This window comes from Olavius algarvensis spirochete endosymbiont, assembly GCA_900608495.1.
In the GTDB taxonomy this organism is placed as follows: domain Bacteria; phylum Spirochaetota; class Spirochaetia; order DSM-2461; family DSM-2461; genus UBA2779.
On sequence record UWYT01000113.1, the window covers coordinates 1 to 24,781 of the forward strand.

The 24,781-nt window shown below is 45.8% G+C and carries 21 protein-coding genes and 2 tRNA genes; 15 read left to right on the plus strand and 8 right to left on the minus strand.

The features are described from left to right. The 3 genes from S1OALGB6SA_RS10075 to S1OALGB6SA_RS10560 all read left to right on the plus strand — a co-directional run. The coding region (locus S1OALGB6SA_RS10075) for a hypothetical protein (protein WP_230204382.1) at nt 1–218 on the plus strand (218 nt) is incomplete at its 5' end. Then, a complete protein-coding gene (locus tag S1OALGB6SA_RS02845; protein ID WP_124032499.1) occupies nt 211–3,414 on the plus strand; it encodes a type I restriction endonuclease subunit R in 3,204 nt (1,067 codons plus the stop codon). The genes S1OALGB6SA_RS10075 and S1OALGB6SA_RS02845, both read left to right, overlap by 8 nt. A 122-nt stretch (nt 3,415–3,536) precedes the next feature. Then, nucleotides 3,537–3,926: a type I restriction enzyme endonuclease domain-containing protein gene (locus tag S1OALGB6SA_RS10560; RefSeq protein WP_306766978.1), complete on the plus strand. Its 390-nt coding sequence runs from the start codon at nt 3,537–3,539 to the stop codon at nt 3,924–3,926. 291 nt (nt 3,927–4,217) lie between these two features. On the opposite strand, the gene S1OALGB6SA_RS02860 is transcribed toward S1OALGB6SA_RS10560, so the two are convergent. From S1OALGB6SA_RS02860 to S1OALGB6SA_RS02870, 3 genes are all read right to left on the minus strand, one after another. After that, a tRNA-Ser gene (locus S1OALGB6SA_RS02860) sits at nt 4,218–4,308 on the minus strand. A gap of 292 nt (nt 4,309–4,600) precedes the next feature. After that, nucleotides 4,601–4,888, minus strand: coding sequence for a hypothetical protein (locus S1OALGB6SA_RS10565; protein WP_124032500.1), 288 nt, complete (start codon nt 4,886–4,888; stop codon nt 4,601–4,603). A gap of 184 nt (nt 4,889–5,072) precedes the next feature. Further along, nucleotides 5,073–6,740, minus strand: a complete 1,668-nt coding sequence (locus S1OALGB6SA_RS02870; RefSeq protein ID WP_124032501.1) for a DEAD/DEAH box helicase — start codon at nt 6,738–6,740, stop codon at nt 5,073–5,075. A 23-nt stretch (nt 6,741–6,763) separates the two neighbouring features. On the opposite strand from S1OALGB6SA_RS02870, the gene S1OALGB6SA_RS02875 reads away from it, so the two are divergent. Both S1OALGB6SA_RS02875 and S1OALGB6SA_RS02880 read left to right on the plus strand, forming a co-directional pair. Then, the gene (locus tag S1OALGB6SA_RS02875) at nt 6,764–7,162 is read left to right on the plus strand and encodes a hypothetical protein (RefSeq protein ID WP_124032502.1); all 399 of its coding nucleotides are present in this window, start codon (nt 6,764–6,766) and stop codon (nt 7,160–7,162) included. A 695-nt stretch (nt 7,163–7,857) separates the two neighbouring features. Further along, the gene (locus S1OALGB6SA_RS02880) at nt 7,858–8,811 is read left to right on the plus strand and encodes a COG2958 family protein (RefSeq protein WP_124032503.1); all 954 of its coding nucleotides are present in this window, start codon (nt 7,858–7,860) and stop codon (nt 8,809–8,811) included. Nucleotides 8,812–9,213: 402 nt separating this feature from the next. Here the strand turns inward: S1OALGB6SA_RS02880 and S1OALGB6SA_RS02885 are convergent. From S1OALGB6SA_RS02885 to S1OALGB6SA_RS02895, 3 genes are all read right to left on the minus strand, one after another. Further along, nucleotides 9,214–9,298 (minus strand) — tRNA-Ser (locus S1OALGB6SA_RS02885). Between the two features lie 98 nt (nt 9,299–9,396). After that, complete coding sequence (locus S1OALGB6SA_RS02890) at nt 9,397–10,293, minus strand: ParB/RepB/Spo0J family partition protein (protein WP_124032504.1); 897 nt, start codon at nt 10,291–10,293, stop codon at nt 9,397–9,399. After that, entirely contained in the window at nt 10,286–11,053 is a 768-nt protein-coding gene (locus tag S1OALGB6SA_RS02895; RefSeq protein WP_124032505.1) for a ParA family protein, read from the minus strand. Before S1OALGB6SA_RS02895 ends, S1OALGB6SA_RS02890 begins: the two co-directional genes overlap by 8 nt. Nucleotides 11,054–11,386: 333 nt before the next feature. Here S1OALGB6SA_RS02895 and add point away from each other — a divergent pair, with 333 nt between their 5' ends. Then, nucleotides 11,387–12,472 (plus strand): adenosine deaminase, encoded by a 1,086-nt coding sequence (gene add, locus S1OALGB6SA_RS02900; protein ID WP_124032506.1) that lies wholly within the window; start codon nt 11,387–11,389, stop codon nt 12,470–12,472. A gap of 144 nt (nt 12,473–12,616) precedes the next feature. Here the strand turns inward: add and gyrA are convergent, their stop codons facing one another. Both gyrA and gyrB read right to left on the minus strand, forming a co-directional pair. Then, on the minus strand, nt 12,617–15,085 hold the full coding sequence (gene gyrA, locus S1OALGB6SA_RS02905; protein WP_124032507.1) for a DNA topoisomerase (ATP-hydrolyzing) subunit A: 2,469 nt from the start codon (nt 15,083–15,085) through the stop codon (nt 12,617–12,619). 37 nt (nt 15,086–15,122) lie between these two features. Further along, nucleotides 15,123–17,024 carry a DNA topoisomerase (ATP-hydrolyzing) subunit B gene (gene gyrB / locus S1OALGB6SA_RS02910; RefSeq protein WP_037563767.1) on the minus strand — a complete coding sequence of 634 codons (1,902 nt, stop codon included), beginning with the start codon at nt 17,022–17,024 and terminating at the stop codon, nt 15,123–15,125. A gap of 200 nt (nt 17,025–17,224) precedes the next feature. Between gyrB and dnaA the strand changes: the two genes are divergently transcribed. From dnaA to jag, 9 genes are all read left to right on the plus strand, one after another. Beyond that, nucleotides 17,225–18,583 (plus strand): chromosomal replication initiator protein DnaA, encoded by a 1,359-nt coding sequence (dnaA, locus tag S1OALGB6SA_RS02915; protein WP_037563768.1) that lies wholly within the window; start codon nt 17,225–17,227, stop codon nt 18,581–18,583. A 377-nt stretch (nt 18,584–18,960) separates the two neighbouring features. Beyond that, the gene (dnaN, locus tag S1OALGB6SA_RS02920) at nt 18,961–20,061 is read left to right on the plus strand and encodes a DNA polymerase III subunit beta (protein ID WP_124032508.1); all 1,101 of its coding nucleotides are present in this window, start codon (nt 18,961–18,963) and stop codon (nt 20,059–20,061) included. Nucleotides 20,062–20,064: 3 nt separating this feature from the next. Then, nucleotides 20,065–21,147, plus strand: coding sequence for a DNA replication/repair protein RecF (gene recF / locus S1OALGB6SA_RS02925; RefSeq protein WP_037563770.1), 1,083 nt, complete (start codon nt 20,065–20,067; stop codon nt 21,145–21,147). Next, the gene (locus S1OALGB6SA_RS02930; RefSeq protein ID WP_052080231.1) at nt 21,134–21,454 is read left to right on the plus strand and encodes a DciA family protein; all 321 of its coding nucleotides are present in this window, start codon (nt 21,134–21,136) and stop codon (nt 21,452–21,454) included. The genes recF and S1OALGB6SA_RS02930 overlap by 14 nt, the downstream gene beginning before the upstream one ends. A 51-nt stretch (nt 21,455–21,505) precedes the next feature. After that, nucleotides 21,506–21,661: a 50S ribosomal protein L34 gene (gene rpmH / locus S1OALGB6SA_RS02935; protein ID WP_077067622.1), complete on the plus strand. Its 156-nt coding sequence runs from the start codon at nt 21,506–21,508 to the stop codon at nt 21,659–21,661. Continuing rightward, nucleotides 21,642–21,986 carry a ribonuclease P protein component gene (gene rnpA / locus S1OALGB6SA_RS02940; protein WP_052080232.1) on the plus strand — a complete coding sequence of 115 codons (345 nt, stop codon included), beginning with the start codon at nt 21,642–21,644 and terminating at the stop codon, nt 21,984–21,986. The genes rpmH and rnpA overlap by 20 nt, the downstream gene beginning before the upstream one ends. Then, nucleotides 21,983–22,210 carry a membrane protein insertion efficiency factor YidD gene (gene yidD, locus S1OALGB6SA_RS02945; RefSeq protein WP_077067623.1) on the plus strand — a complete coding sequence of 76 codons (228 nt, stop codon included), beginning with the start codon at nt 21,983–21,985 and terminating at the stop codon, nt 22,208–22,210. Before rnpA ends, yidD begins: the two co-directional genes overlap by 4 nt. Before the next feature lie 17 nt (nt 22,211–22,227). After that, nucleotides 22,228–24,015, plus strand: coding sequence for a membrane protein insertase YidC (yidC, locus tag S1OALGB6SA_RS02950; RefSeq protein ID WP_124032509.1), 1,788 nt, complete (start codon nt 22,228–22,230; stop codon nt 24,013–24,015). Then, complete coding sequence (jag, locus tag S1OALGB6SA_RS02955; protein WP_037562457.1) at nt 24,015–24,776, plus strand: RNA-binding cell elongation regulator Jag/EloR; 762 nt, start codon at nt 24,015–24,017, stop codon at nt 24,774–24,776. The genes yidC and jag overlap by 1 nt, the downstream gene beginning before the upstream one ends. The last annotated feature ends 5 nt before the right edge of the window (nt 24,777–24,781 follow it).

Below are 24,781 nucleotides of genomic sequence, written 5' to 3' on the forward strand. Positions count from 1 at the left end.
GGAGAAAATACCACCTTAATTCCCCGCTCTGGCCCAAGTTCGCAATCAATGGCGACAATGTGGATGGTTATGAATTGCCGCTAGGGGAAAATCAAACTATGAGTATGTCCGCCAGTAAGATCTTGTTCAGCACTGATGAACAAGCATACAGAGAGGTGTTATTGCAGTACCTGTCCGCGGAAGAAGAAGATCAAGTTGAGGAAAAAATCGATGAATGAAGAAGAACTCGAAAACCGCTGTCTGGACTGGTTCCGCAAAGGCGGCTGGGATGTGCTGTACGGACCTGACATTGCACCGGACCTGCCTGACGGCAAGGCAGGTGGCACAGACCTTCAGCGTGATGATTATGCCCAGGTGATGCTAAAGCACGATCTGGAAGTGGCGTTTACCCGTATCAACCGGCACCTGCCGCATGAGTGCTTCGATCAGGTGGTCTCCAAGCTCTCGCAGACAGAAAGCCTGGATCTGGTTACCAACAACCGGGCCTTTCATCGCCTGCTGCTAGAAGGCGTGCCAGTCGAATACAAGCAGGATGATGAGGTACACAACGACCATGCTTTCCTGGTCGATTTTGATCAGTCAACCAATAACCGCTTTGTCGCCATCAATCAGTTCACCATCAGAGGCACCAAGCAACCGCGCCGCCCTGATGTGATCTGTTTTATCAACGGTTTGCCCTTTGCGGTGCTGGAGCTGAAAAGCCCCAGTGACGAGAACGCCAACATCGAGGATGCCTTCAATCAATTGCAAACCTATAAGGATGAGATCAGCGACCTGTTTATCTTCAATGAGGCGTTGGTGGTCAGTGATGGCTGTACCGCCCGTGTCGGTTCGCTCACCGCCAGCCTGGAGCGCTTCATGCCCTGGCGCACAATCGAGCGTGAGGACGACAAGCCGCTGCTGGAGTGGCAACTGGAAACACTGGTGCGCGGCTTCTTTGACCCGAAACTGTTTCTGGATTACATCCGCTATTTTGTGCTGTTTGAAACCGACCTGTCTGCCGGACAGGCAGGCGGTGGGATTATCAAGAAAATCGCCGGTTATCATCAGTTCCATGCGGTGCGCGAGGCGGTAAAGGCAACTGTGATAGCGGCGCAAGAGATTGAAGGGGTTGCCGAAAAACGGGCGACCTATGGCGATGGGGTGGTGCCCGGCAGTAAAAAGGCCGGTGTGGTGTGGCATACCCAGGGCTCGGGCAAGAGCCTCTCCATGTGCTGCTATGCCGGGAAGCTGTTACAGCAACCGACGATGAACAACCCAACCTTGATCGTGGTGACGGATCGCAATGATCTGGACGGACAGTTGTTTGCCACCTTCAGCAATGCCGTGGAGTTATTGAAACAGACGCCGGTACAGGCCAACGACCGGGACGAGCTGCGAGAACTACTGGCTGAGCGTGAATCGGGCGGCATCATCTTTACAACGGTACAGAAGTTTGCCTTAGTTAAAGATGAAAATGGCGATGAGGAGAGCAGCCACCCGATACTCAATGACCGCCACAATATCGTGGTGATCTCCGATGAGGCTCACCGCAGCCAGTATGGCCTGAAGGCGGTGCTGACTGCTGAAGGCCAATATAAGTTTGGCTATGCCAAGCACATGCGCGATGCGCTGCCGTTTGCCTCTTTTATCGGTTTCACCGGCACCCCCATATCGCAGGAGGATAAAGATACCCGGGCGGTCTTCGGCGATTATGTCTCCATCTACGACATTCAGGATGCCGTGGACGATGGTGCGACCGTACCCATTTACTATGAGTCCCGCCTGGCCAAGCTGGAGCTGAACAACAAGGAGATCGAGGCGCTCTCCGATCAAGTCGATGAGGTGGTCGAGGATGAAGAAGACGTTGGGCAGCGAGAAAAAACCAAGGGTGAATGGAGCCGACTGGAAAAGCTTGTGGGTGCGACACCCCGTTTGCAGCAGGTGGCTGCCGATCTAATCGACCATTTTGAAGCACGTACCGCCACCATGGATGGCAAGGCGATGATAGTCGGTATGAGCCGGGACATCTGCGCCCAGCTCTACAATGAGATTGTCGCCTTGCGCCCCGACTGGCACGACCCCGACCCGGAAAAAGGTGCGATCAAAATCGTGATGACCGGGTCCGCTTCCGATAAGCCATTGCTGCAACCCCACATCTACAACAAAAAAACCAAGAAGCGACTGGAGAAGCGTTTTAAGGATAAAAACGACCCGCTAAAGCTGGTGATCGTACGTGATATGTGGCTGACCGGTTTTGATGCCCCCTGTTGCCATACCATGTATGTCGATAAGCCGATGAAGGGACACAACCTGATGCAGGCCATTGCCCGGGTGAATCGGGTATTCAAGGACAAGCAAGGCGGGTTGGTGGTTGACTACATCGGCATCGCCAATGAGCTGAAACAGGCGCTCAAGACCTACACCGACTCCAAGGGCAAAGGTGAACCGACCCTTCGTGCCGAAAAGGCGCTGGCGATTCTTTTGGAAAAGCTGGATGCCATTCGGGGGATGTTTGCCAAGACACCGCAATCGGATGGTCTGGATATTTCCGGATTCGAGACCGACGCACACAAGCTGCTGGTGCCTGCCGCCAACTATGTGCTGGGACTGGAAGATGGCAAGAAGCGTTTTCTCGATCTGGTACTGGCCACCAGCAAGGCCTATTCACTATGCAGCACGCTGGACGAGGCCAAAGGCCTGCGCAAGGAGATCGCCTTTTACTCTGCGGTGAAGGCGGCTATCAGCAAGTTCACCTCGGTTGATAAGAAGCGCACACAGGAAGAGAAGAATTCCGTGCTCAAGCAGATATTGGATAACGCCGTCATCGCCGAAGGCGTGGCGGATGTGTTCAGCCTGTGCGGTTTGGATAAACCCGATATCGGCCTGCTCTCCGATGAGTTTCTGAAAGATGTCCGGCAGATGCCGCACCAGAACCTGGCCGTTGAGCTGCTGGAAAAACTGCTCAAGGACGACATCAAGGCCAAGACCCGCAACAACGTGGTTCAGGAGAAGAAGTACGCTGAGCGGCTGCAGGAGACCCTGCGCAAGTATAACAACCGAGCCATTGAGACGGCACAGGTTATCGAGGAGCTTATCCAGATGGCCAAGGAGTTTCAGGCGGAGATGGCGCGTAAGGCCGAGTTGGGACTCAACCCCGATGAGATTGCCTTTTATGATGCCCTGGCCAATAATGAAAGCGCGGTTCGTGAGCTTGGCGATGAGACCCTGAAGAAAATCGCTACTGAGATTACCTGCAAGCTACGCAAATCAACCACTGTCGACTGGCAAGTACGCGATAGCGTTCGGGCCAAGCTGAAGATTCTGGTGCGGGGTACATTGTGGCGTTACGAATACCCGCCCGACAAAACGACAGAAGCCGTTGAGCTTGTGCTCAAGCAGGCTGAGACACTCTCGAATTCCTGGAGTAAATAACCTTATTGATTAACTGAATCAACCGTGATGGTTGTCGTATAAAAAAGCGGACAATTACGATTAATGAATCAAAACAGAGCAGCCTGGAACAGTTCCTGATAGATCAGGCCGCGGAAAAGAATATTGCTCTCGATAGCGATAAGACGAAGATTGTTGATTCTGAAATCAATCAGGTAGTTAACAAGTCAAAAAAGTTTACCGACTGGCATAAAAAGAGCAGTACACAGGCTGAATTGAAAGTCCGACTCCGCCCTGTGCTTGCAAAGCATGGTCTCCCGGTTCTTGATTCAGTGTTTGATGAAATCTCAAGGCGTGCTGGCAGTTCATCCACACCGAAGTCTTACTGGTTTGTTGGCGCATCCTACGGCAAAGGTAGCGAGGATCAGACCGAGCGTTTCATAACCGAAGGCGTCTGGCAAAACGGCTACCAGGACAAATACCTTGATGTCGTTCGCTCCATGCAGCCTGGCGACAAGATTGCCATCAAATCGTCCTATACCCTAAAAGCGTAACCTGCCTTTCGACAGCAAGGGTCAGACCGTCTCCATGATGGATATCAAAGCGATTGGCGTGGTGACGAAAAACCATGGTGATGGCCGGTTTGTCGACGTGGATTGGGAGCCGCGTTTAGATCCAGTGAAAGAATGGTATTTCTACACGAACCGAAGCACGGTATGGCGTGTGCTGCCCGGGGAATGGATGACTGATGCCCTTATCGACTTTACCTTCAGCGCTGGAAAGCCCCGGCTACAAGGGGCCAGATACGAAAAAGCCGGTTTCAGAGAACCGGTTTTTTTGTTTAATGGCGGAGAGGGAGGGATTCGAACCCTCGGTGCAGTCAACCCACACAACTCCTTAGCAGGGAGCCCGATTCAACCACTCTCGCACCTCTCCAAAGCATCGAAACGACCGACTAATCATAATTTCGCTAGATTGTCCTTTACATCGCTTCGCGTTGCAACACCTCACATAGAGAAAATACAAGCCTCGGCAGCACCTGTTGCCCACCTCCCTTTAACGCAGAGTCGATATATCCCTATCACACCATGGCCCGAGGGGCGAGCACATCCCAGGCAGGCCAGCTTTGATACTCGCGTACAGCCGTATATCCCTGCTGCTTTACTTGTGATTCCAAAATGATACCATGAATGAGCACGAAGAAGCTGCGGTGATTGACGTACGGGGTTTAATCACTTGAAAAGCGGTTGTTGATTTTTAAAGCAAAATTCGAAAGAAATTTACTGCTCGCGGGATTGCCGCCTGGATATTCGAAACCTACCCTGATGAGTGACGGCAAAACAAAAGTAAATCCGCTTGTTACTGATGCCGGCACTGCCCTAGCGGATTGCTGCTGAGATAGGTGCCGGGCGCCCCGGCTGCAAAAAAAGTTCCGAAAATCAAACCGATCGAAGCCCGAGCTTGCAGAGAGCAGCGCGACGACATCCGCAATTGTTCCGAATGCTGCAATCATCAATCATAAAAGAGCACTATCTTTACTCATATCCTGGTCCTTGAGTTTTTGTGGTTTGAACCGCAATCTATGAGGATTGACGAGAAACGATCTTTCCGTAAGTGCGGCATCAGTGCCAGTCCCGGCGACATATTCCCCAGGCGGACGCAATGTCCTTGCCAAGCAGTCCCGTTCGCAACAGGCGGGATCAGTCATGCAGCGCCCTCCAGTTCTCGATAACCCGACGAATATCAGTTCTGTTAAATTCCATAGTCATCAGCGCCGATGCCTTGTATCGGGTCAGGCTGTTATCATATTTCGGTGGAAGCCAGCGCAGTTGCTTCTCGGTGGCCGGTTGATACAGCCAGTCCCTTTGTTTGTGGGCAGTGCTTTCTGTCTCAAACCGGTTGATCCAGTCATCTGCAGCGGCAAAACACACATTGCGTTCTCCAGCAGTCAAAAGTTTAACCAGATGCGAGGGTTTTTTGCGCCCGCCAACCGCATACCATTCACCGTCGAGATAAAAGACACCGCCCCACGCCTCGAAGCCGGTTGCAATGAAGTAACGGTCATTGTCGTACAGATCGCACCAGGAAAAATTGGAGCGCTTGAGAATATCGATTTCCGTCATGCGAAAATCAGCTGTCTGAGTGGCAGCAGCCTCGGGCTGTCCTTCCCAGACATAGCCACATAGCGGACATTCCTTGCTGGCAAGCGGGACATCAGCACCGCATTCAGGGCAATCTTTGTAAGGCGCATCACCCTCTACAAACCGGTCGTCCAGCTGAACTTCCTGCTCAAGAAAACCATGCATCAATATCGAAGTGCCAAAATCCAGAACAATGCAGTTTTTCTTGATGACGCCGGAAAACTCAGCCGGATCAACAGTCCGCAAACCCCTGCCAATCATCTGAATCATGGTTGATTTGTAAGAGCTGGGGCGCAACAGTACGATGCAGGAAGTTGGCGGGTGGTCCCAGCCTTCCGTCAGTACCGCGACATTGACAACAACCTGCAGATTGTTTTTGCCGTAAGCCTTCAAAGTGTCGGAGCGCTCTGTTTCGCTCATATCGCCCCAAATCATGCCTGTGGTAATCCCGGCGCTTTGATAGCTCGTCATCACATCGCGGGCATGATTAACCGTGGAACAGAACACAACGGTTTGGCGATCTCCGGCTTTTTCCTTCCAGTGCTGAACAACGGCATCATTGATGGGGCGTGTGTTCATGATGTTAGCGACCGCACCCATATCATAATCAAGGGCAGTCTTGCGGACTCTCCTCAGCTCTTCCTGAACGCCCACATCCATCACAAAAGTGCGCGGTGGAACAAGATGGCCCGAGGCAATCAGTTCCTTAACCATGATTTGGTCTGAAACATTGGAAAAGATGTTGCGAAGACCCTTCTTGTCACCGCGATGGGGCGTGGCCGTCATGCCCAGAAGCTTCATGTCCGGATTGATGCGCCGGGCGTGTTCAATCACCCGCATATAGCTGTCAGCCCGGGCGTGATGAGCTTCATCGATAACCAGTGCATCCAAAGGGGGCAACGAGATTAAGTTGTTTTCGCGGGAGAGAGTTTGCACCATCGCAAACGCCACCTGGCCATCCCAATTTTTCTCATTGGCGTTAAAAATGCTGGTAGATAGCGAGGGGCTTACGAGCTTGAATTTACCTTCGTTTTGAAAGGTTAGTTCATCGCGGTGAGCAAGAACGCAGGCCCGTTCAATATCGCGCTTGAACATCCGATCCAGCACAGCCGAGAGCATGATCGTTTTGCCCGCACCGGCCGGAGCGACAGCAAGCGTATTGCCGTGAGTGTAGAGCGCATCAACAGTTTTGGAGACGAGCTCCTTTTGTCTTGGTCTGAGTAACATGCCGCCTCCTTATAATTGCGCCCATGACGGCAGGTTGCTGGCAGAACTCGCAGGCGCACTTTGGTTGCCACCCCTCTTTAGAGGGGCTGCGAGCAGACGTCGATACTGCACCCATTAATGAGGCATATCTTATCCGGTGTGATAACCAGTTTGATGCTTTTCTTATCGTCACCGCTTTGGTTTTTATCGACATCGATACGGGAGGCAAACTCAAATACCATCCAGATCGCCAGGGCCATACATGCGGCGGGTATTCTGGGCAGCGGAGAGAGTTGTTCCTGTTGGATACGCCACGTGCAAAGTTCAAAATTCCCTTGATTGAAGCGCCACCACTGTTCTTCCGGACTCAAAATAGCCCAATCAAACTCCAGCTCTTGCGCGCAGGCATATTTTCCTTACCAAACAACAAATTCGCAGTTTGAATAGACCGATCCCGTGGCGTTGTTCCGTGCAGTCCAGCCTTGAGAGGCATCGTCATGCGGTCATACGAATCCTGATTGCCATTCCTTTCGGGGTAGCGTCAAAAACGCTTTCAATCATCTGCACTTGAGAGATTCGAACCCTCGGTGTGCAGTCAACCCACAGAACGCCTTGGCAGGGAGCCCGATTCAACCACTCTCGCACCTTTTCCAAATTATCGAAACGGGCGACTAATCAACATCGTTGTGTAATCCTCCCTAGATTGTCCTTTACATCGCTTCGCGTTGCAACACCCCGCATAGAAGATGCAAACCTCGGCGTCACCTGTTGCACCTCACCTCATCTTGAAGCCAAAAAAGCCCGCCTTTAACTCGAAGTCGATACATCCCTATCACAAGCCATGCCCCGAGGAGCGAACACCTCCCAGGCAGGCCGGCTTTGATACTCGCGTATAGCCGCATATGAATCTGTAAAAATATCATGGTAAACACCATTTCGGCGGCATCCAGCCAACTGCTTATGTACCTTATTCTTGATTCAGCAGTCGGCAGGTGATTCAAGATTCACAGCCTCAAATTTATGACTGACCTCCGGACAACTGCCGAGGAAAGAAGGTGTCTCCCTGCTGCTTTACTTGTAATTCCAAATCGAAATTGATACCGTGTAAGGAGTACGAAAAAGCTGAGGTGATTGACGCATGGGATTTAGTCTGTTGGGGGTGACTGTTGGTTTTTTAAAGCAAAATCCGGAACAAAAATTTACTGCTCGTGAGATTGCAGCCTGGATATTCGAAACCTACCCTGATGAGTGCCGACAAAAACAAAATCGTTCCAAAGCAAAAGTAACTCCGCTTGATACTGACGCGGCCCTGCTTCAGCAGATTGCTGCTGAAATAGGTTCACGGCGCCCCCGGTTGCAAGCAATGAATCCGAAAATCAAAACTACCGAAGCCCGGCCTCGGAAGTTCTACTATACCGATTCAAGTGACAGCGACGAAATTGAGCGTACAGAGAGCAGCGCGACGGCATCCGCGGCTGATCCGAATGCCGCAATCATAAAAGAACACGATCTTTACTCCATCCTGAGCGAGTTTTTGTGGTCTGAACTTGCAATCTATAGCAGGAGGATTGACGAGAAACGCTCCCGTAAGTCTCGCAGTGCCGGCGGTAATAAGTGGCTCTATCCAGATTTGGTTGGTATGGAGGATTTAAGCCAGGATTGGCACCGTGAAATCAAGGATTGTGTGCAGCAGTATGCAGATAAGAAAAACAAACTATGGTCCTTTGAAGTCAAAATCCTGATTAATAGCTCCAACGTAAGAGAAGCCTTTTTCCAGACAGTCAGTAATTCATCATGGGCCAATTTTGGATATCTGGTGGCCAATGAAATCGAAGGCGCTGACACGTCAAAAGAACTTCGCATGCTGGCCGGTTTACACGGTATTGGTTTTATCAAGCTCGATTCTGAGAATTCCTCAGAGAGCCAAATTATGATTCCTGCGAAAGAAAGAACTGAAATTGACTGGAATGCCGCCAATCGCCTGGCCGAAGAGAATAAGGATTTCCTGGATTATATAAAAACAGTCCGCCAGTTTTATCAGACTGGCGAAGTGCATGAAACAGATTGGGATGCCAAGGCTCAAGAAGATTAATCCTGCCTTTTTAGTTTTTCCGGCCGTATTCAAAGCAGCCCTATCCGCGAACTTTGTGGCATCCCATGGCAAAATCGTTTGTTGGTTCCCTCTAACGCTTTGAATCAAGCCGGGAGATATCTTTTCTCGTTTTCCGACTTAACATCGATATAAAAATTGAAGAAGCTGTGAATGGTTTGCTCCAGTCGGAGCAGGCATCACTAGCTTTTTTCTGGTTTTATGGTGTTTACCCGTTCCCCCTTGCCAGTAAGAACCCGTTGTGAATCCGATTCTCAATCTGCCTGGCGTACAGTTTCAACATCCTTTGCGGATGTTCGATCTATACCTTAATGATGAGATGCCCGCAACATCAATAAGGCAGGTGGCCTTGCGGAATTGTTCCACCCACAGCAATTACTGAAGCGGAGGGAGTGGGATTCGAACCCACGGCAGGTTGCCCTGCACTGGTTTTCAAGACCAGCCCCATAAACCACTCGGTCATCCCTCCAATAGAAGCATATCCTATCCAGAATCTGAACCAAGTCAATTGCACATCTAATCCCGCTGGAATCGCACGATATGAAAAGATTGTGCACTTAGGCAAGGTTAGTCCCGCCTTTTAACAATCAATGCATAGATTCTTTCCAAATCTTCACGATCAAACCAAGAAATTTCAACCTTCCCCCGGTATAGAGACCCTTTTAGAAGAACTTTTGTTCCAAGTGCTTCCACAAACTTCTGTTCAATGTCTCTAAGTTCCGGATTGTTTCCCTCATTCTTCAGGGGCTCTTTGGCTTTAGCCTTCTTAGTTCCCCTATACCCGCGATTCATATCATCCGCCATCGCTTCGGCGTTTCTTACCGACAACGATTTTTCAATTATCCTGTTAAACAGAAGCTCTTGATCTGCTGGATTCATCACTGTCAACAAGGCCCTGGCATGCCCTGCACTGATATCTCTCACATCGATGGCTTCTTTCATCTTATCCGGCAGCTTCAATAAACGAAGGCTGTTGGCTACCGTGGATCTTTTTTTCCCCACCCTGTCCGCCATATCCTGCTGAGACAAACCAAGAACATCTATGAGTTGACGATATGCCCTTGCCTCTTCCAAAGGAGTGAGATTGTCCCGCTGTATATTTTCCACCAGGGTGATTTCCAATTTTTGCTCAGATGCAAATTCCCTGATAATGGCGGGGATTTTCTCCAGGCGGGCAAGCTTACTGGCCTTCAAGCGTCTCTCGCCAGCAATCAGCGTGTAAGTTCCATCCTCTCTCTCTTCCGCAAGTATCGGCTGGAGGACACCCTGCTGTCGAATTGACTCGGCTAGTTCCGCAAGAGTTTCTTCATCAAAGTACTCACGAGGCTGTTCGGGATTTGGTTTAATCTTATCGATATGGACAAGTCTAACCTGTCCATCATTTTTTTCGCCGGATATTGTTAAATCCAGTCCTTCCCCCAGTAGCGCATCGAGTCCGGAGCCCAGGGCTTTTTTCTTAAACACGCCTCAACACCTCTTCGGTAAGAGCAGCATAACTGCGGGCGCCAATGCAAAGCGGGTCGTAGATATTGATAGGAATTCCATGGCTGGGAGCTTCCGCAAGACGTATATTCCTCGGAATAACCGTTTTAAACAAAAGCGTTGGATTCTTTTTAAAGGCCTCTTTCATCTGTTGAATGACTTCCTGGGCAATTCGCGTACGAGAATCGTACATAGTAAAAATAATTCCCCCCACCAATAATCTGGTATTCAGACTAACCTGCACCCTCTTGATTGTCTGGGAAAGCATACTCATGAACCCTTCAAGCGCAAAAAACTCACACTGCAATGGAACTATAACCACCTGGGCGGCCACAAACCCGTTAAGGGTGAGTATCCCCAGGGAAGGTGGGCAATCAATCAGGATATAGTCAAAAGCGGATATCTGCGAATTAATTGCTCTTTTAAGGAAACAGTTTCGATCTTCCACATTCGCTAATTCCACCATCGCACCAGTTAAACTGAGGTCTGATGGCAGTATGTACATATTCTCCTGAGGTGTTTTCACGATCGCTTCGGCCGCCGGAACCTTGCCAATCAGTACATCATAGATACCCGAAGTCTTCTCATAGACGCCAAGACCGCTACTTAAATTCCCCTGCGGATCAAGATCTACAAGTAATACACGCTTACCCTTCGCGGCCATGTAGGCCCCAATATTGATTGTCGAGGTTGTTTTACCTACCCCTCCTTTTTGGTTCGCAAAAACCACAGTACGACCCATTAGGCAATCATAGCACCAGAGGCTTGCTTAACCAACCCTGGATACTGATCTGCCAACAGACAGGAATTCCTGTTTGAAAACTCTATCCCGGCGAAGCGCGGTAAAGCTGATTGCCATCAGGGAAAATGCTTACCCATTCCCCAGGTGACTATTCTCACAATACTTGTATGCTATAGAAGACCCTGACCTCCTCTCATTGGGTAACGGTTTTCCGAAGATCATCCGATAATGGTAAAGATCGTCGATATCCGATGCCAATTCGTGTTTGGTATCCTTAGATTATAATTCTGATAGCGAGGATTCCTTTCGTCCCCGCGGGTGCAGGTATTTTACATGAAGCGCGCAGAGTATGCTGAAGCTGGCGGGAAACAACCCGACAGAAGTATTCTTACAAAATTGCCCAAAATAGAGGTTCACCGCCATCTTGAGGGAACCTACCCGATAGATTCTCTCTTCAGGCTGGCCTTGAAAAATGAACTTGACGTCCCCAAAAATATTGAGGATTTCAAGAAAGCCTTCCAATTCCCGAAAGATCATGCACCTGATTTCCTTCTATTCCTTAGCAAGTTCAAGAAATTCTGGTATAAGACATTGGGCGATATCGAGAGTATAACTTACGATTCTGTCAAATCATTTGCTAAAGAAAAATTGCACTATATGGAGTTGCGTTTCAATCCACTGCACTTCACTGAGCAAACTAAACTCGATTACAAGGCAGTCACCAAAACCATCATTTCCGCCGCCGATGCCGCGGCAGCAGAAATCAACCTGAAGATTAGATATCTTCTTACCTTCAACCGTGGGATGCAAACTGCGGAAGAAATGCTGGAAATCTACAGGAAATTTCATGAAATCGATCTTTCCGGAGTAGTGGGAATTGATTTGGCCGGTGATGAATTGACTTATCCACCCGAACAGTTCTCCTCTTTTTTCGATGTGGTAAAAAAAGAAGGCAGATACGGCATAGATATACATGCGGGGGAAGTTTCCGATTCTCAAAACATGTGGATATCGATTGAAAAATTACATGCCGATCGTATTGGTCATGGGGTCGCCGCACACAAAGACATCGAAATTCAGAAAGTTTTAAGAGATAGAAACATCTTCCTTGCTCAATGCATTACCAGCAATCGGCAAACTGGTGCGTGGCAAGATGAAGCTACTCATCCAATGAAATCACTCACCGAAGCCGGTGTCCCTGTAACAATTGCATCCGACGATCCCACAATACAGGATTCCGATTTAGTGGACGACTATGAAAAAACCGCAATCAATTTCGGCTGGACAGTCGACTATCTTATCGAATTAAATCTCAAATCTGTCCAGGCCTGCTTTCTTTCAAAACAAGAGAAACTCGAGTTAACTGAAAAATATAAGCAGGCTGTCAAAGCTTTTCGCCAGAGAATCGATCCATTGTGAAGCATTCACACATTGTTATCTAATGTCTGTTGGTACTGTAACGAAAGAATTCTGGCATCAACGCCCCTCAATGTTTCACGTGAAACGTGACTTCAGTCTCATTTTAGACGTTTCTCTATATCAACTATTTATCCCCATCAGGATTCATTCTTTTTCCTCTGTCAGATATCCGCTGACATCCCTGTTTTCGCTATCTCCGTTTGGCTGACGTACTATCCCTATAACCGAATCATCATCAGACATGTCGAGAATTCTGACTCCAAAAGCCGTCCTGCCCATTATCGATACCTTCCCTGCCGCAAATCGAAGCGCCTTGCCTAGTGCGCTGATACCTATGCAGCTATCATCCTCATGAATTGACAGTGCGGAGACAAGTAATCCTGTTTTCGCATTCGTTGCATAAGCTCTCTGCCCCCCGGTGCCACGACTATGTGGAGAAAAGTCGTCATATCGGGTTCGTTTGCCATATCCCTTTTCGGAAACCAGTAACATTGTCTCATCCAATTTGACAGGACATACCGCCATCAACTCATCTCCAATCGCCATTCGAATTCCACGCGGACCTCTGGAGTTCCTGCCCATCATCCTGACAGCGGTTCCGGACAAACGAAGTCCTTTCCCGTAACGAGTTGCAATGAAAACATCTTCCCCGGCATTAACCAAAGTTGCCGCAACCAAACTATCACCTTCATCTAGATGGATCGCAACAATCCCCCGCGTTTTCGCATTCCTGAAATCGTAGGTAGCAATCCTCTTAACAAAACCCAGCTTCGTGGCCATGAAGATAGAACTCTCACTGTTAAAATCCTCCAGCGGGACCATCGCTGTAATATCTTCGTTCTTCTCGAACTCAAGTATTGTCTGCAAATGCCTTCCTCTGCTGGTTCGTGAACCCTCCGGTATCTCGAAAACCTTAATCCAATACGCCTTCCCGGCACTGGTAACAAAAAGGATATGGGTATGCGTCGAAGCTAAAAAAGCATGTTTGATAAAATCATTTTCTTTCAAATCACTAGTTTTCGCACCCTTCCCGCCTCGCCCCTGCTCCCTATAAAGGCTTGCCGATATCCTTTTGATAAAACCCCGATGGGATATCACAACAACCACATCTTCTTCATCTATCATATCCTCAATATTTACTTGAATAACTTCTTCCGGACTTATCCTTGTTACTCTATTGCTGCCATGCTTGCTCGAAAGCTCCGTCGTCTCTTCCTTTATCATTGTGAGAATTTTTTCTTCGTGGCTTAATAAATCATCCAAAAAAGCTATTTTTTTTCGTATCTCACCCAATTCATCAAGAATCTTCTGCACTTCCAAACTGGTTAATCTCTGAAGCTTCATGTCCAATATTGCCTGGGATTGCATTGTGGATATTTCAAATCTATCCATCAGCTTTGTCTGCGCGATGGCAACAGTTTTCGATTCCTTGATTATCTCAACTACTTCATCAATATTTGCAAGAGCTAGTTTTAGGCCTACTAATACGCTCTCTCGTTCTTTTGCTTTCTTTAATTCAAATTCACAGCTTCTGCGCACAACCAGCTGCCGGTGTTTAATGAATTCAGCAATCATACCTTTCAGATTCAGCAATTTCGGTTTGCCGTCTACAAGCGCAAGATTGTTGATATTGAAATTGACCTGCAAGGAGGTATGCGTGAAGAGAGAGTTCAGTACAACCTGAGGATTAGTACCTTTTTTAAGTTCAATGACAATTCGCATTCCTCCCCTATCTGATTCATCACGGAGATCGGCAATGCCGTCAATTTTTTTATTTCTAACCAAATCAGCAATTCTAACAATCAAATTTGCCTTATTAACCTGGTACGGAATTTCAGTGACAATTAAAGTCTGCTTATCACTCCCTTCCACATGATGACGTGCCCGGAGTACCACCTTGCCTCTTCCTGTATGAGCAGCAAGTCGATATCCCTTTGTACCATGGATTACGCCGGCGGTTGGAAAATCCGGGCCCAGGATGTATTCTAAAAGCTCATCGGCGGTGATTTCCGGATTATCGATTTGTGCGCATATCGCTGCGGAAACTTCTCTAAAATTATGCGGGGGCATATTTGTGGCCATCCCCACCGCTATTCCGCTTGATCCGTTCAGAAGGAGATTTGGTATGGCTGCCGGTAATACCGTGGGCTCTTTTATGGAATCGTCGTAATTGGGTTCAAAGTCTACTGTTTCCTTCTTTATGTCCTTGAGCATCGCGTCGGCGGTATTCGCCAAACGAGCTTCGGTATATCTCATAGCCGCCGGTGGATCGCCGTCAATCGAACCGAAGTTTCCCTGCCCCTGAACCAGGGGAAAACGAAGAGAAAAATTTTGCGCTAATCTAACTAGTGCATCGTATATGGATTGATCGCCATGAGGATGAAATTTTCCTAAAACATCCCCGACAATACGGCCACACTTCTTATATGGTTTGTCATGGCGAAGGCCAATCTCGCTCATGGAATAGAGAATTCGTCGATGTACCGGCTTCAATCCGTCCCTCACATCCGGTAAGGCACGGCTCACTATTACCGACATCGCATAATTTAGATAGGATTCCCTTACTTCCTCCTCAATTGCAATTGGTATAGTCTTGCCAAGACGTTCGTTCATCGATAGATCCTTCAGATTAGATGCACGCGTAGTTCAATCAGATGTCCAATTTAGCGACAGAAAGCGCGTTATCTTCAATAAATTTTTTTCGTGGTGGTACTTCTTCACCCATCAAAGTGGTAAACATCTCATCCGCGACAACGAAATCTTCCAACTTAACTTGCTTTATTTTTCTGGTATCAGGATCCATGGTGGTTTCCCATAACTGTTCCGGGTTCATTTCTCCTAATCCTTTGTATCGCTGAATGTTAATCTGTTTGCTTTTATCCCATTTCAAAATTATTGCATCTCTTTCAACCTCGTTGTAGGCATACGTTGTTTTTTTCCCTGACGAAAGTTTGAAAAGTGGCGGCATAGCGAGATAAATATGACCATTATCAAGAATTGGCTGCATACATCGAAAAAAGAAAGTCAGCAACAGCGTGCGAATATGAGATCCATCGACATCCGCATCGGCCATAATTATTATTTTATTATATCGAAGCTTCGAAACATCAAAATCGTTTCCAACAGAGGCGCCCAGTGCCTGGATGATCGGCTGCATTTTCTCATTTGCCAAAACCTTTTCCAGACGAGTCTTTTCCACGTTGACCATTTTCCCCAATATCGGGAGTATGGCCTGAAATTTTCTATCTCTTCCCATTTTGGCACTGCCACCGGCTGATTCGCCTTCGACAATGTAAATCTCACAATTAGAAGGATTCCTATCGGAGCAGTCCGCAAGTTTTCCCGGAAGTCCGCCACCCTCCAGGAACCCTTTTCGTCGAGTCAAATCCCTAGCTCGTCGCGCCGCTGCTCTCGCTCGTGCCGCTGTTACCGCTTTTTCCAGGATGCTGTCTATTATCTTGGGATGTTCCTCGAACCAGGAGAAGAGATTTTCGCTAACCACCTTATCAACCAATCCTCGAACTTCTGAATTTCCAAGTTTGCTTTTTGTTTGTCCTTCAAACTGGGGTTCAGGCACCTTGACAGATATAACGCAAGTAAGTCCTTCACGTACATCATCTCCCGAAAGCGCCTCATCCATTTTTTTACCCTGCTTGGAATCCTTTAGAAGTTCGTTAACTGTTCGCGTAAGCGCGGATCGAAAACCGGTTAGATGGGTGCCCCCTTCTCGAGTGTTTATATTATTCACAAAACTAAACAAAGTTTCATTATAACTCTCATTATACTGCATTCCCACTTCAACCGTAACGCCTTCCCGAACAGCTTCAAACCAAATGGGTTCTTCATGAAGAGGTGTTTTGCTCTTATTCAAATGGCGAACAAAGGATTTTATCCCACCTTCAAATTTGAACGTGCGATTTTGATTTCGTCCTATCCTTTTGTCAATGAGAGATATTTCTATCCCCTTGTTAAGAAATGCCAATTCCCTAAGTCTTTTGGAAAGAAGGTCGTAACTAAAATCTACTTCTTCGAATATTTCCTTATCCGGAAGAAATCGAGAATGTGTTCCAGTGATATCTGTCTCCCCAATTATTTCCACCGAGCCTGTGGGTATTCCCCTATCATAACGATGGAAATGAATCTTACCGTCGCGATGCACAATCACCTCACACCACTCGGAGAGTGCGTTTACGACAGCAGCTCCAACTCCATGTAAACCTCCAGAGACTTTGTAAGTCCCCTTATCAAACTTTCCGCCAGCATGCAAGCGCGTCATAGCCACTTCCAAAGCGCTAACTTTTTCAACAGGATGTTCCGACACAGGTATTCCCCGGCCATTGTCCACCACTCGGATCGACCCTTCCTCCTCGATGTGCACTTCAATCTTGCTGCAATATCCTGCCAGCGCTTCATCTATAGAATTATCCACAATCTCATAAACCAGGTGATGCAATCCCTCGCTGCTGGTGGTTCCTATGTACATTCCCGGCCGTTTTCGCACCGGGTCAAGGCCTTCCAACACTTGTATATGCTGAGCATCGTAACTGTTCATTATGATTCCTTACTGAAAGAAGCAGCCAACACAATGTATCATTTTTTTGGCTGGCGGTCTAGTTAATATCTAATCTTATTCCTTTTTACTCTTGTTGCTTTCGCAACAAGAGTACTATCATCAAATTTTGTTGTTTTTTGAATATTGCCGCGGAGCCTGCGTATGTTTTCTTATTTGCACATTTAGCTTTGAAAAATTGTATGAACGGAAACGAGTATAGTATTTTCTGGACTGAAACCATCCGTCAGCTAAGGGAAGATGGAAACATTTCGGAACAGGAACATGATATGTGGTTTAAAAAAATGTACTTCATCAAGGGAGAAAGCAATACTCTAACTCTAAGTGTCCCCTCCAACTTCTTTCGCGATCAAATCAAACAAAGGTATCTACTCTTATTGCAATCCCGTGTAAGCAACATAACAGGATCTCACATAATCATTAATTTCGAAGTTCGGAAAAACACAAAAACCTCTGATAATCCAGAAAAAATCACAACTGAAAACCTCAATCAATCACATGAAAGAAAGCCCCATCATCAACTTCGACAAGATTACGATTTCAACAACTTCGTAATAGGAGGCAATAATTTTTTCGCAGCCAGCGCAGCACAGGCAATTGGGCTCAATCCAGGCGGGGCATACAATCCCTTTTTGATATACGGTGGCGTTGGTTTAGGCAAAACTCATCTAATGCAGTCTATCGGCAACTCCATTCACTATTCGCTAAAAGATAAAAAAGTCGAATACATCACTGCTGAAACCTTCATTAACGAATTTATTCATTCGATAAAAAGCGAAACACAAAGCAAGTTCAAAAACAGATATCGAAAAGTGGACGTTTTACTCATAGACGATATTCACGATCTCCAAAACAAGAAGGAAACTCAAGAAGAACTGTTTCACACATTCAATGCCTTATACGATGCAAAAAAACAACTAGTATTTACCTGCGATAGACCCCCCTCCGAACTACGCAATTTTGCAGACAGATTGAAGAGCCGTTTTGAACGCGGCCTCAACGTAGACATTCAACCCCCCAATTTTGAGACTCGCCACGCCATTCTAAGAAAAAAACTTGAAACATTTTCCACAAATATTCCAGATGAAATTCTGGAACTCATCGCAAAAAATGTTACAACTAACATAAGAGATTTAGAGGCATCACTTACGAAGATGATTGCATATGCGGAACTTGTTGGAAAAAAAATTACGACAGAAATCGCTCAGCAACAACTGAAAGGTACCTTCACAAGCGCTATACCCTCGAATATAACTATTGATAGAGTACAACGAACAATCTCTGAATATTTCAATATCACCTTCGCAGATCTTAAGGGGAAAAAACGCACCAAGAGAGTAACTTTCCCCCGACAAATTGCCATGTACATAATTAGAGAAATTACAGACTATTCAACCACCGAAATAGGCCTCGAATTTGGTGGACGAGACCACACAACAGTTATGCATGCCTGCCAAAGGATAGAAGATCTGATGAAGGGAAACCCCACCCTGGAACCAATTGTTAATGAAATAAAAAGAACAATAAAAGAAGATAGCTAAATCTCGCCGATAAGCTTCAAACTCCTGGTCGCCAACGGAGAAAGGCAAATCTTGAGTAAAAAAGGTAAGCAAAAAAACGATGGGGAACTGTGGATAAATGGCCTTTGCCTGTGGAATGAATGTTTATTAAACCCTCCGATTATAAGAATGTTGATAAAAAGCCCAATATCAATTTATTTACCAACAATAAAACCACAAAACAAAATGTTGTTTTGAAAAGAGAAATTCAGTTTATCCACTTTTCCACAAGCCCTACTACTACTGCTACTATATAGAATTTAATAAATAGGATTTATAGACATTGTGAATAAACAGTAAGGAAGCCCACTTGAATCCGATATTTGTTACCCTTATTATCAAGTGTTTGGAGGATGATAATGATATTCACTTGCGATAAGAATGCTGTTTTGAAAGAAATCGTAGTAGCAAACGAAATAATTTCCTCACACAATGTCCTTTCTATTCTTTCCAGTGTTTTGCTAGATGCCCATGATGACACTCTAACAATTAAAGCAACTGACCTTAGAGTGAGTTTTGAAACACAGATACCAATTTCTTTGGAATCTCCAGGAAAAGCTACTCTCTTCTGTGGGAAATTCCTTGCAATACTAAGAAACTTCCCAGATGGGGATGTTTTTTTCATAGAGGAGGAAGGCAAAATAACAATAGAGAATAGAGGGAATATCAAATTCCAAATGCATAGTATATCTGCGGATAATTTTCCGGAGATACCCAATTCGGAAGAAGCTCAGTTTTTCTCTTTGTCTCAAAAAAAATTCGTTTACATGATACGACAGACTATCTTCGCTATAAGCGGAGATGAAACCCGTTATTTTATGAACGGAGTTTATATGGAGTTGAAAGGGGACAGGATTGTAATGGTTGCAACGGATGGTAGACGCTTGAGTCACGTTTATGCTGTCCAGGAGGGAGAAACACCTGATTTTCCGGGGATAATCATACCACCAAAAGTTTTAAATTTATTTGTTAAGCTGGCCTCCGGAGAAGGTGATATCAATTTGGCTGTGGCAGATAAAATACTTTTCGCCCATTTTGATAAACAGAAGCTTACAAGCGCCCTGGTAGATGGGCAGTTTCCAAATTATTCCCGTGTAATACCTGAAGATCAGAATTCCAGATTCACAATCAATAGAATGGAATTAAGTGACGCTCTTCGTCGTGTATCATTGCTCTCGGATCAGAAAACTAAGAGAATTCTACTATCGCTTTCGCGAGGTGGCATTGTATTGAAATCTGATGAAAGCGGAATTGGTGAGGCCGAGGAGAAAATAGACTGCCACTATGACGGGCCTAGAATAGAGTTCGCTCTGAATCATTCATATCTTTCCGATCCGCTCAAAGTTATTGAGCAGGAAAGCATCCTCGTAAAATTCACCGATTCGCACAAAGCCATTACAATTGTTTCCCTTGAGGAATCAACATTTTTTCACATAGTTATGCCGATGCAAATGGAATGATTTTTGGGGTTTCGATCGGTTCATTTCAGTGGTTTCAGAAATCTTGCTGATGGGGAGATTAATCTCAATGCCCCCCAAATACACCTTATTGGGAAAAACGGGCAGGGAAAAACCAACTTTCTGGAAGCGCTCTATCTCCTAAGCTATGGATCTTCGTTTCGAACTCGACACCTTAGCGAACTAGTAAGATGGGATTCGAAAACTATGAAAGTATATGGGCAGATACAAACACCGAGTGAGCCCTGTGGAACCCTATCTGTTACATGGAACGATGGGAAGAAAACTATCCAGCTGCATGGAAAAAATGTTAATGATAGAAAAGAACTGTTGGATAGGATACCGACCATTGTTTTTATTCATGATGATTTTCTTTTTGTGAGTGGCTCCCCGGAACGTCGGAGATGGTTTGTCGACCAAACTTTGAGTATGCAGGATTCCTTGTATATTGATCAATTAAGGAGGTTTAAGAAAGCTCTTAAGGAGAGGAATTATTTGATAAGAAACAGGGAAAAGAATTTGGTTGAGTATTTTAGCGAACAGCTGGCTCATGCAGGCTTGGCTGTCTCAAAGAGGAGAGGTGATTTAATACGAGAGTTTGGGAATTTTTTTGATTCATTATATAGGGAGATTTCCGGAGTGGAGGAAACTGTCAGATTGGAATATTTTCCCTCTTGGAGAAATGCGAAGAAGATTGATGAGGTGATGATAATTCTTAGTGAAAACTTGGAAAAAGACATGGAAGCAGGTATAACCGGGAGTGGTCCTCACCGAGATCAGTACAAATTTATGACTACTGGCCGTGATTTTGCGAAGAGCGCCTCTACTGGTCAGCGAAGACTCCTCTCTCTGGTGCTCAGAATTACGCAAGCCCGTCTATACTCTGAGCTTACAGGGCGGAAACCTTTGTTACTGCTTGATGATGTTCTTCTTGAACTGGATACAGAGAAACGCAGAAAGTTTCTCGATCGACTACCGGAGGCGGAACAAATCTTTTATACCTTTCTCCCAGGCGAGGCAACAAGCAGGAGAAAGTGGGGCTCCATAATCTATGAAATGAAAGAAGGAGTTTTTAATGATAGAAAATGAGAATTTCATTCATGCCGGAGAACTGATAAGAAGATTGATTGAAGAGCTTGTCTCCAATGAGAAGCGTGAATACTCCAGAATGTCTGTTGGGTGGGATGAAATAGCTGGCACAGAGGTTGCTATGCATGTTTTCCCTCGGGATATTGAGAACAATGTTCTGCTTCTAGAAACAGATCACCCGGGATGGTCCCAGAGGATATTGATGATGCAGGGGAGTCTGCTCAAAAAAATTAAAAACAAGTATCCGCAATTGAAAATAAAGAAAATAAAGGTTTTTATTGGGGATGGGCGGAGAAGCAGCACTTGACTGGATTCAAGCGCAACCGTATAGTAACCAAAATTTTATCAGAGCATCAAAATGAAAAGAACTTATCAACCGAGTAAAACCAAGAGAAATCGAAAATTTGGATTTCGAGCACGTATGAAAAGTGCAAGTGGACGAGCCGTACTTTCACGTCGCCGCTTAAAGGGTAGGAAGAAACTTTCGGTAGCCGATGAGAAAAAGCCTTACTAGGGAAGAAAGGTTAAGAGGTGGGTCGGATATATATCATGTTTTAAAAAATCCAGAGAGAATGTTTCGTTGCAGGGAAGCCAGACTCCTTGCATGCCATAACAACTTGGAAATAAACAGGTTTGCCGCAATCCCAATCAAAAAGATGGGTTCGGCAGTTAAACGTAATTATACAAAGAGAATACTGAAGGAAATATATAGGGAATTGAAGTGTGAAATGAATGTTGGATACGACATCATCGTTATATCATACAGCGGGGGATATAACTACACTGAGCGAAAAAAACATTTTATAGAGTTAATCCGCAAAGCGGATATCGCTAAATGAGAAAACCCGGGTTGCTTAGCTTGCCGCTTATTTGGATTGTCAAGCTTTATCAAATTGCCGTATCACCGCTACTGTTATCAAATTGTCGATACTACCCGACATGTTCTAGCTATCTAATCGAGGCACTGAAAAAACATGGCCTGTTTAGAGGGCTTCTGCTGGCGTTTCGCCGGATTATCCGATGCCATCCGGGTATGCCTGGAGGATTTGATCCAGTACCTTAAGGATTTTTTCGGAGGAAATGATGGAAAGAAATACAATTTTGGCCATTGTCCTATCGTCCATTCTTATTATAGGAGGACTATCATATATGAACAGGGACAAGTCCGAAAAAACAGTTGAACCAACCTCAGGTTCGGAAGTCATCGAAACAGAGACTCTTATCCAGGAAGAGCAGCTGGACGAAGAATCTCTCGAGGCATCCAATTCAGAAGTGTCGGTTATCGAGCAAGAATATTCCATTGAAACAATCGTCGAAGAAACTGATTTATTCAGAATTGTTTTTTCCACGGCAGGTGGCGTTGCGCTTGATATTGAACTCATAAAGGAAAGAGATAAGGGACAACCCGTTTCGATGGTTCTGGATGGGGACAGTGAAGTTGGAACTTTCAATGTTTCATTTGGAAACCATGACTCAAAATTCATTGACAGCCCCTTTCTCCACAAACGCATACAGAAGGGGAAAGAAATAAACCACCAGTTTACTCAAGACTTTGTCAAAAATGAGCAGCAATTTAAATTGACGAAAACCTATCGTTTAATTCCAGGGGAGTACATTATTGAACTCATAATTGCACTGGAAACCTTGGATGGGAAAGCGGTACCACTGTTAGATGGAGATAGAAGTGCGTATACACTCACTTATGGTCCTCAAATAGGACCCACCTTCGAGAGAATTGACGGGAACTATGAAATTCGGAATAACGTTGCATGGGGGCCGGACCCCAAAAGCGGTAAGTTTAAAAGGAGAATCTACAGGGATGGTAATAAACTGTTTGGCAATAAGGATAAGAGCAGGCTGATTCAGATTAGTGATACCGTTAAATGGGTGGGAGTTGTAGGAAAATATTTTGCGGTGATTGTTGATCCCGGATCTGGAACTTCCACCATTACTTGGAATAATAACCCGGTGGAAGGGCAACCCGAGGCGTCACTCCTTCAAATTTCCAAGCCCGCGAGAAGACAAAGTGTCATCGAAGACACGTACCGGTTTTACATAGGGCCCCTGGATAAGAAAAATTTGAATCGCTATAACTCAGCGGAGGACAATGCATTCAAAATTTCCGGAATGGCATTGCAGAATGCGCCTAAAAATAGAGTGCTTCTGTCTTGGCTGGAAACAATACTCAAATGGATGCTGGAATTGTTTCATGCTATCATACCCAATTACGGCGTAGCGATTATACTCTTAACGATACTGATTAAGATGTTACTTCTCCCCTTAACCCATAAAAGCTATAAGTCCACTAGTAAACTACAAGCTCTCCAACCCAAATTGGCCATATTAAAAGAAAAGTATAAAGATAATCCTCAGAAACTGAATGCTAAAACTGCCGAAATGTATAAGCAAGAGGGGGTAAACCCCATGGGTGGGTGTTTGCCAATGGTATTACAAATCCCGATTTTCATAGCCCTTTATGGATTACTGAATAATTATTTTCCACTAAGGGGAGCCAGTTTTATTCCAGGATGGATTGATGATCTTTCGGCTCCCGAAGCCATTGTCCAATTTCAGAAGGGTGTTACATTTTTCAGAGCGTACTATGATGCAATCAGACTTCTGCCCATTCTTTATCTGGTTGGACAGTTGTTGACTACCAAGGTTACTCAAGGAGGCTCTATTGGCGGGCAATCGGGCTCTCAGCAGAAAGTATTAACCATCGGCATGCCGATTTTCCTTTTTTTTGTACTGTACAACATGCCGTCGGGGTTGCTGCTTTATTGGACAATGATGAATTTTATAACAATGGGGCAACAGCTGATTACAAATTATGTTAAAAAAAGGAAAACAGCGGGGGACAAAATATAATGGCGATGGAATTCGAAGGTCGCACGGAACAAGAAGCTGTTGCAAAGGCAGCCGCTGAGCTTGGGAGCGAAAGCTTTGACGTGGAAGTTTTGGAAAAGGCAGGTGGATTTTTTGGGAAAGGGAAAGTTCGGATAAGTGTGCGAAAACTCTCAACGATTCCGGATCCAATGGGATATGGGAATAGTTCCTCCAGGTTCGGCAAAGACAAGGCAGGGGCAGCTTATGAAAACAAAAAACCAGGGCAGGGTGAGAAGGCCGGTAAGAACAAGGTTTTACCGACGGAAAAACAACTTGAGGACATTGCCGATTTTGTTGAAGGTATAATAAAGCACATGGGATATGCTGGGAAAATGAAATTGGGACAACAGGATGCCGGGAAATTGGTTTTTGAAATCAACTCGCCGCAGTCGGGTATCCTAATCGGCAAAAGAGGTAAGAATCTCGATTCTCTCCAGTTGCTTGCGAATGCTTATTTAGGAAAAATTGTTGGAGAAGATAATCCATGGCGTATCATTCTGGATGTTGAAGGGTATAGGGAGCGCAGGGAAAAATCATTAATTCGCATGGCTCATCGTGTTGCAGATGAGACCGCAAAAAATGGAACAAGTAAGTTGCTTGAACCTCTAAATCCCTTTGAAAGGAGGCTTATCCATACAGCGATTAACAATAGAGAGGATGTAATTACTCGGAGTGAGGGAACCGGACTCTATAAGAGAGTTCGTATAGTAGCTAAAAATGCCAAGCGCAAGTCACCCTCTTAAAGAGG